Genomic DNA, 6476 nt, shown 5'->3' with positions numbered 1-6476 from the left:
ACGGTTTCTTTAGTCCCAGATTCAGTGAGTTTATAATATTTACGTAAGCGATTATCTACTTTGGCTACCTCAACATCTAAAAGACCCTCCGCTTCCAGCTTATGAAGCGCTGGGTATAAGGCACCTTCAGTAATATTTAGCTCACCTTTAGTTAATGCTTTAACTTTTTGTGTGATCTCGTAACCATACATCTTATCATTCTCATTGAGCAGTTTTAAAATAATTGTATTTAAACTCCCTTTATATAATTTAGAATTACTCATAGATCAAATATATGCATAAATCACTTATGCATAATATTCTTAGGTATATATTTTAAGAAATTTTTGTAATTGCGCTGTGGCTTCTAGAACCTCAACTACTAAAGATTCCTTATTTTTGCAAAAAAAATTATAATGGCTCAATTCCATACACTCAATATAAAATCTGTAGAAAACGTAACTGCAAAATCTGTAGCTATAACTTTTGATATTCCTGAGGCTTTAAAAGAAAACTTTACTTTTAAGGCAGGTCAGTATATTACACTAAAGACCACAATTAATGGTAAAGACGTTCGTAGAGATTATTCTTTATGTTCTTCTGCAAAGAGTGGTGACCTCACCGTTGGCGTTAAGGCTGTTGACAATGGTACCTTTTCAGTTTATGCCAACCAAGAACTTAAGGCTGGTGATAGTATCGAAGTCGCTGAACCCAATGGACGATTTATATTTGAAGCCAACGAAGCCAAAACAAGGACTATAGCTGCTTTTGCAGCTGGTAGTGGTATTACACCAATTCTAAGTATAGCAAAAACCTTATTAGAAGATGAACCTTTTAGTAATTTTATTTTAGTTTATGGTAACAAAACTTTAGCTGACGCCATGTTTGTTGAAGATTTACTTAAACTAAAAGACACCTACGGCAATCGTTTCCACATACATTTTATTTATAGCCAGGCTCAAGAAAATGATGCCTTATTTGGTCGTATAGAAAAAAGTACTGTTAATCTCATTGTGAAAAATAAGTATAAAGGTGTTTCTGTAGAGTTATTTTATTTATGTGGTCCAGAGCAAATGATACACACCGTTAAAGATGTGCTGAATGAAAATAACGTAAAAGACTCTAATATTTTATTTGAATTATTTACTGCTCCGACTGAAGCTGAAAATACAACTGATATTGATGTCCCGAATGGAAGCTCAAAAATTAAAGTACTGGTTGATGAAGAGGAATTTGAGTTTACCATGTCACAAGACGCTTCTATTTTAGAAGCTACTTTAAAACAAGATATCGATGCTCCTTACTCTTGCCAAGGTGGTATTTGTAGTAGTTGTATTGCAAGACTTACTGATGGTGAAGCTACAATGCGACAAAATAATATTCTTACTGACAGTGAAGTTGCAGAAGGTTTAATACTAACATGCCAAGCACATCCAACGACTCCAAATGTTGTGGTGGATTATGATGATGTGTGAAGCCCAGAAGCCCATCCCTAGCTCTTCCCAGGAGGAAGGGAACGAAAACTCAAAATAAATTGATTAACTTCTTTCAGTCAAATTTCTGACTATGCAGGAATAACGGCTTTAATTTTTGATACTATTTTATCAACAGAAATACTACCAGCAGCTTTTTCATAGCCTTCTGGAAATTTATTGCCGTATACAGACGTTGGTATTAAAGGATAGTGTTCCCTGTCTGCCACTAAAGCATAATCTTTAGGTTGGTTGAATGGTGCAAAACCTGCAAAAGGGTGGGAGACCCCCCAAAGTGTTACTACTTTTACTCCATACATGGCTGCTAAATGTCCATTACCAGAATCCATAGACAGCATTAGGTCTAAATTAGATATAAGTGCTAGTTCTTCTTCAAAATTTAATTTGCCAGCGACTGAATTAACATCGCTATATTTTGCTTCAAGTTTGTTTAAAATCTCTACTTCTTTTTGCCCTCCACCAAACAAAACAACATTATAAGTTTTGGATAACTCAGCAATAACATTTTCCATTTGTTCTAATGGGTACATCTTACTTTTATGAGCAGCAAATGGGGCAATTCCGATGGTTCTATTATTAGATTTAGATATAAAACTTTTTATTTGTGTAGGTAGTTCAACTTTCTCAGGAAAACTTGGTTTGGATAAATCTATTTTATAGCCTAACTTTTCAAACACATCAGCATAACGTTGATGGGTAGTTTTTAACTGTTCAAAAAGTTTGCCAGAGGTTAAAGCTTTCTTTTCTTTTCTGCCTTTATCAATCTGTACGACCTTTTTTTTGGTAAAAAAGAACTTTAGGATTTTGCTTCTTAAGACATTATGTAAATCTGCAACAGCATCAAACTCTAAACGATTCAATTCTTTTGAAAGTTTATATAATCCCAATATGCCCTTGTGTTTTCCCTTAAGGTCTGCAGCATAAACTTCAATATTGTCTAAGTTTTTAAAGAACGGCTTAAAAAATTCTCTAGTTACAACAGTTATTTTTAGATCAGGATATTGATTGGTAAGAGCTCTTAAAACTGGAACAGTCATAGCGACATCTCCCATGGCAGAGAATCTAATGACTAATATGTGGTTTATGGTTTGCATCTGGTCTTCGAAAAGACCTGCAAGGTTTGAGAAACCTGCGAGGTCTCAAATTATTTCTGTCCTCTTAAAACAGGGTTTAGCTCATCATCGTTATACATCTTCATTTGCTTGTAGACTTTCATGTATTTATCTCCATTAGAAATATCTTCTAATAAATCGTCAATAGCCGTACTTAAATCTACACGCTGTTCTAGCAATACATCTAACTTCTTTTGGCAAGCGGCTTTATGAGCGTCAGAAGCGTCATCTCTAACTGTTTCTAAATGCATATGATAAATCTTAAGCGCTAAAATTGATAAACGGTCAATTGCCCAAGCCGGACTTTCTGAGTTGATTTTAGCGTCAGACTTTACAACAACGTCTTTGTATTTATTTAAGAAATAACCATCAATAAATTCAACGGTATCTGTTCTGTCTTGGTTTGATGCATCAATCATTCGCTTCAGTTTTAATGCGGCAACAGGATCTATATTTGGATCTCTAATTATGTCTTCATAAGCCCACTGAACAGTGTCAATCCAACATTTTCTGTATAATAAATGAGCGATTAAATCTTCATCCTTATGATACTTGTTAGAAAATGGTTGGTCTACTGTATTTAAAACTTTATAGGTCTTAATGACATCTTGAAATATGGCATTTGCTTTATCTGAAAACATTTTAAAAAATTTAGAATATGCAAATATACTTTGAATTATTAACTTAGCAATTGAATAAAAAGCGAATCCGATGCATATTCATAACCTATCTAAAACACCCTCTGTATTAAACACTTTTATTGCAGAAATCAGAGATAAATCTATTCAAAAAGACAGTATGCGTTTTAGACGAAATATTGAACGTATTGGTGAGATTTTGGGTTATGAATTAAGTAAAACTTTGAATTTTGAAAATCATACAATTGAAACTCCTTTAGGGCTATCAGAAACAGTATTACACAAAAATGACATTGTATTATGCTCTATTCTTAGAGCAGGTGTACCATTACATAATGGTTTACTTAATTATTTTGATGCTGCAGAAAACGCATTTATATCTGCATACAGACAACACAAACAACATCCTGAAAGTTTTGAAATTGTTGTTGAGTATTTGGCCTGTCCTAATTTAGAAAACAAAACACTTATACTTGCAGACCCAATGCTTGCAACGGGTCAGTCTATGGTTGCGACGTTTGAAGCTTTAAAACCTTTTGGTACGCCCAAAGAAGTCCATCTAGTAAGCGTTATTGGTGCGCAAAAGGGTGTAGATTACATGTCAGAACAATTTAATGCAGCTACACATCTTTGGATTGCCTCCATAGATAGTATACTTAATGATAAAGGGTATATAGTACCTGGTTTAGGTGATGCTGGCGATTTAGCTTTTGGTAATAAACTACAACAATAAATTAATGATAGGCGTTATTATTAATAATATTATAAAAATTTCTTTAAACCACTTTTCTGAAATTACCTCAATATAATTAGCCATTATTATAGAAAACGGTGCAAAAACAAAAAGAAACTCACTGCCATTTTTAAGCGGAGCTATAACGGTAATTAAGACCGCTATAATAGAAGACCATGCAATTAAAAAATAGGATGGTTTTAACTTATTATTTTTATCGGGAAGTACTCTAAAAAAATAAATTAGTATCCATAGTAAGGTTGTAAAAAACACTGTTAATCTCACAATGTTCTCTTTGCTATTATATGCCGTAAAATCCAAACTAGCAAATGGCTGAAAGTTAGTATATCTTATAAAAACATCATGAAAAATAATATTATAAACTAACAGAATTATCAATACTACGGCGATACCGATAAAAGGGATGATTGTATTTTTAATATCATTTTGAGAATGATATATTAAAGCCACTATAACAATAGAAAAAAACAGAATTGACCAAAAATAGAATAGCGTTGCTATCATAATCCAAAATCCTGCATCAAATAATTTTTTTTTGAGACTCACATTAGAATGTAAACTAATAATGCGTCTTAGTGCAAATAAAACAAAGAGATTAGCTAACAATAAATTAGAATGTTTAAAAATTTCTGGGAATACACCTACCAAGAGGCCAAAGGTTAATATGGCATAACTGTTATTTTTTGATAGATTGTTTTTTGAGATTATAAAATCTAATAAAAAAATCATGAAAAGGACTATGAGAAATCTTGCTATTCCTATTAATGCATAAGAAATATCACTAACTAAAAATTGTAGATTAAGACTCAAAAAATAAATGAACACAAAAATAGCTACCAATACATAGTTAATTGGTCTAGATTTATTAAAAATACTTGTAATCATAGCGTGTTTTTGTATTTTTGCTTTAATTATAGTTTTTAATATAAAGGATTAGAAACTAATTTGAAAAATAAACTATAATTTAAATTGCATAGCGCATAAATTTAAAAAGTTATGAAAGATTTCTTTAACGCCATACAAGATTTGTTTGTAAATGTATTATTTGCACCTTTTGATGCCATTAGAGCTTTAGAACTAGAAAGTTGGTTTACTGCAAACACCATGTCATGGATTTTTATGATTATTGGTTTTGTAGCTTTTGTATATTGGATGAAGCAATTAGCAAAGTATAATGCTAATAACGAGGAAGATAAAAGTATTTCTGCACATTCTTATTTATAAGTCAAAGCCTATATCTTTTCTATAATACATCTTATCAAAGTGTATATGTTCTATACTTTGATAAGATTTTTTTATGGCTTCTTGGTAAGTGTTGCCATAAGAGGTTATGGCCATTACACGTCCTCCAGAGGTCACTACTTTTTCATCTTGTAATTTAGCTCCTGCATGAAAAGCTAATGAGTTATTTACTGCCTCTATACCTGTTATTTCTTTTCCTTTCTGGTAAGCTTCAGGATAACCACCAGAGACTAATACAACTGTAGTTGCTGCACGCTCATCTATTTCTATATCTATATTGGCTAAAGTCTGATTAGACATTGCTTTAAAAATTTCTACAATATCAGTCTTTAATCTAGGTAACACCACCTCCGTTTCAGGATCACCCATTCTTACATTGTACTCTATAACTTTAGGGTCATTACCCACTTTTATTAAGCCAATAAAAACAAAACCAACATAAGGTAAGTTGTCTTTCTTAAAACCCTCTATTGTTGGCTTAACGATTTGATTTTCAATTTTATTTAAAAAATCAGTTGTAGCAAATGGTACAGGAGACACTGCACCCATACCGCCAGTATTTAATCCTGTATCGCCTTCACCTATACGCTTATAATCTTTTGCTGTTGGTAAAATTTTATAGTCCTTTCCGTCCGATAGGACAAAGCAACTTAATTCAATACCATCTAAAAACTCTTCTATAACTACTTTGGTACTGGCTTCACCAAACTTAGCATCTACAAGCATGTTTTTTAATTCAGTCTTAGCCTCATCTATATCATTTAAAATTAAAACACCTTTGCCTGCGGCTAATCCATCTGCTTTTAAAACATAAGGAGGGTTTAAGGTTTCTAGAAATTTATAGCCTTCTTCAACATTATTTTTAGTAAAACTTTTATATGCTGCTGTCGGAATATTATGCCGCATCATAAACTCCTTTGCAAACTCTTTGCTTCCCTCGAGTTCTGCAGCTGCTTTTTGAGGTCCTATAACGGAGACATGTTTAATTTCATCGTCATTTAAAAAGAAATCATGAATGCCTTGTACTAAAGGATCTTCTGGGCCAACCACAACAAGATCTATACTATTATGAAGTACGGCATTTTTTATGGCATCAAAATCTGTTACAGCGAGATCTAAATTTGTAGCTATGGCGTCGGTTCCAGAATTTCCGGGTGCAACAAAAAGGGTCTTACAATGAGCACTTTGTGCTATTTTCCATGCAAATGTGTGTTCTCTACCTCCTGAGCCAAGTACTAAAATATTCATATCTACAAAT

Annotated in this window: 8 protein-coding genes; 3 read left to right on the top strand and 5 right to left on the bottom strand. The window is 32.7% G+C overall.

Translation table 11 applies throughout. The features are described from left to right. On the bottom strand, window positions 1–263 hold a 263-nt coding region (locus Q0800_RS04480; RefSeq protein WP_299127969.1), incomplete at its 3' end, for a PadR family transcriptional regulator. Window positions 264–395: 132 nt separating this feature from the next. Between Q0800_RS04480 and Q0800_RS04475 the strand changes: the two genes are divergently transcribed. Beyond that, window positions 396–1454: a ferredoxin--NADP reductase gene (locus Q0800_RS04475; protein WP_299127967.1), complete on the top strand. Its 1059-nt coding sequence runs from the start codon at window positions 396–398 to the stop codon at window positions 1452–1454. 89 nt (window positions 1455–1543) lie between these two features. On the opposite strand, the gene Q0800_RS04470 is transcribed toward Q0800_RS04475, so the two are convergent. Together Q0800_RS04470 and Q0800_RS04465 are read right to left on the bottom strand one after the other, a co-directional pair. Then, complete coding sequence (locus tag Q0800_RS04470) at window positions 1544–2566, bottom strand: glycosyltransferase family 9 protein (protein ID WP_299127965.1); 1023 nt, start codon at window positions 2564–2566, stop codon at window positions 1544–1546. Between the two features lie 50 nt (window positions 2567–2616). Further along, window positions 2617–3225 carry a DUF4254 domain-containing protein gene (locus tag Q0800_RS04465; RefSeq protein WP_299127963.1) on the bottom strand — a complete coding sequence of 203 codons (609 nt, stop codon included), beginning with the start codon at window positions 3223–3225 and terminating at the stop codon, window positions 2617–2619. A 70-nt stretch (window positions 3226–3295) separates the two neighbouring features. Here Q0800_RS04465 and upp point away from each other — a divergent pair, with 70 nt between their 5' ends. After that, the gene (upp, locus tag Q0800_RS04460) at window positions 3296–3955 is read left to right on the top strand and encodes a uracil phosphoribosyltransferase (RefSeq protein WP_299127960.1); all 660 of its coding nucleotides are present in this window, start codon (window positions 3296–3298) and stop codon (window positions 3953–3955) included. Here upp and Q0800_RS04455 read toward each other — a convergent pair. Beyond that, window positions 3944–4861: a DUF6427 family protein gene (locus Q0800_RS04455; RefSeq protein WP_299127958.1), complete on the bottom strand. Its 918-nt coding sequence runs from the start codon at window positions 4859–4861 to the stop codon at window positions 3944–3946. The two genes, upp and Q0800_RS04455, sit on opposite strands and share 12 nt — an antisense overlap. Window positions 4862–4972: 111 nt before the next feature. On the opposite strand from Q0800_RS04455, the gene Q0800_RS04450 reads away from it, so the two are divergent. Next, complete coding sequence (locus Q0800_RS04450; protein ID WP_299127956.1) at window positions 4973–5200, top strand: uracil phosphoribosyltransferase; 228 nt, start codon at window positions 4973–4975, stop codon at window positions 5198–5200. On the opposite strand, the gene purD is transcribed toward Q0800_RS04450, so the two are convergent. Beyond that, window positions 5195–6466, bottom strand: a complete 1272-nt coding sequence (gene purD / locus Q0800_RS04445; protein ID WP_299127972.1) for a phosphoribosylamine--glycine ligase — start codon at window positions 6464–6466, stop codon at window positions 5195–5197. The genes Q0800_RS04450 and purD overlap by 6 nt on opposite strands. Window positions 6467–6476 lie beyond the last annotated feature (10 nt).

It is taken from the genome of uncultured Winogradskyella sp. (assembly GCF_937958655.1).
GTDB lineage: Bacteria > Bacteroidota > Bacteroidia > Flavobacteriales > Flavobacteriaceae > Winogradskyella.
Note: the sequence above shows the minus strand (reverse complement) of the source record. Positions and strands in the feature narration are given on the sequence as shown.